General features: G+C 45.4%; 2 protein-coding genes. Both read left to right on the top strand.

Annotation, left to right across the window (positions count from 1 at the left end; all coding sequences use genetic code 11):
- A partial coding sequence (locus I3254_RS00480) for a hypothetical protein (RefSeq protein ID WP_238050466.1) occupies positions 1-495 on the top strand: 495 nt, incomplete at its 5' end.
- Positions 496-520: 25 nt separating this feature from the next.
- Positions 521-1477 (top strand): hypothetical protein, encoded by a 957-nt coding sequence (locus I3254_RS00475; RefSeq protein WP_238050465.1) that lies wholly within the window; start codon positions 521-523, stop codon positions 1475-1477.
- Positions 1478-1662 lie beyond the last annotated feature (185 nt).

Below are 1662 nucleotides of genomic sequence, written 5' to 3'. Positions count from 1 at the left end.
CGGCAGCAGGCATCTCTTAAGCGTCAGCGAATCAATGAGACCAAAGCATATCGAGATCGATTTGACAATTTAGTGGTACGGGTGCGTAACCGCGTTAATACCCTTGATTTTAAGGCCGTTGATGCACCGATCGAAGTGATCAACGCGGCTGAGGCGGTTGCCGCACAAGCATTTATATTCACTACTCTAAAACACACTGACAGCTTTACGACACTACAAAAAAGTTTACGAGACACCGATGCTAAAAAAATTGCAACGCAGGTGCAGAAGGCAGCAACGACGCTATGGCAACAGCTTGAGCGCTTGCCTGACAATCAAGATAAGGTCGAGGTGTTAACGAAAATCAATGAGCGCTTTGAGCACGTTCCTGCTATCACCATAGATGGGGCAACGCTCACGCAAACCGTGACAGATCATTTGCAAAAAACGAAGAGCGCTATCCAAGCGCATGAACAAGCACAAACACGCCGCTACTCCTCACCACGCCCATTTTAGGCGGCATTATAATAATGAGTACCCCATGAATAAAGACAATAGCAATGAGCAAGACATACACGATCAACTTGTTAACCTAGTGACTTCATTGACTCCGGTCATTGGGGCCTTGCGTGAGCTGATTAAGCGAGCCGATGATGCGGTAGCGAGGCGGCTTGAGCGTTCGCTTAGCGGTATTGATAGCAAGGTGAGTGAGGTGTCTTCTGCCATTGAGGAATTAGGTAGTAGCGCAAGCACAACTTCGCATGCATTGAGTCAGTATCAAGAACTCGTGTTAAAGCAGCTTCAAGCAGCAGTGACGGCTTTCACTGACAATGAGATGCCGCGTCGTTATGATGACAAAATAGCGGGCATCATCACCGATATGAAGCAGCAGATTGATACGGCTGTAGAGTCGGTCGTCACTGCTAAAAACGATAGCATAGAGGTACAAATCAGTACCATGCAAGGAGTTGCTGATAAACTTAGCGCAAGCGCTGACAATCTAGCCCTATTCACCAATCAGTACCAAGCTGGTCATAAGCAGATTATTGAAGATATTGAGACCTTTGAGGCCACTACCAAAACGCGGATTGAGCAGGTCGAGGCTAGAGCTAGTAAGGACTTGGACAAAATTCACAAGTCCATTGAGACTATGAGTATTAAAAGGATTGCAGCCGCTGTCGCAGCGGGTACGATGGCTGTGATAATAAGTTTGGTGGCCCTGGTATTTTGGTATGTGCCAAGCTTTGATGAGATTGCAGAAATGAGACAGCAGCAAGCAGAGCTACAGCGCGGCATCGATGAGCTTGAAACGGGTTGGAAACAGGCCTTTAATAATGCTCAAAGTGCGCAGTTTATTTTGGCTTGTGATGTTAATAAAGAGCAGCCTGATGCAATCAGCTGGTGCGTTAGAGCAGACAGTAAGAGTGTTTTGAGAGATGAGAGAGGCTTTGTTTATTATAAAATAGCTGGGGTGCCGCGTGCAAAGCCGACTGAGTAAAGACGTATGGCAATAGTGAGCTATATTGCCCAAAAGTGCGTCTTCTGAGACATATAAGACTGAAAAAAGGCTTGTTTGATTGTCGTTATCTTTGTCTATATCAAAAAGCCAGATAATGACACTTTATCTGGCTTTAAGGGTTATTGTTTCTTGTTAAACAAGAAGTCTGTAAATATAAGCTAAAG

The sequence above is a fragment of the Psychrobacter sp. Ps2 genome (assembly GCF_022129405.1).
In the GTDB taxonomy this organism is placed as follows: Bacteria; Pseudomonadota; Gammaproteobacteria; order Pseudomonadales; family Moraxellaceae; genus Psychrobacter.
Note: the sequence above shows the minus strand (reverse complement) of the source record. Positions and strands in the feature narration are given on the sequence as shown.

Coding starts and splice junctions, on each gene's coding strand:
- I3254_RS00475 (WP_238050465.1), top strand. CDS start 521: ATGAATAAAGACAATAGCAATGAGCAAGACATACACGATCAACTTGTT.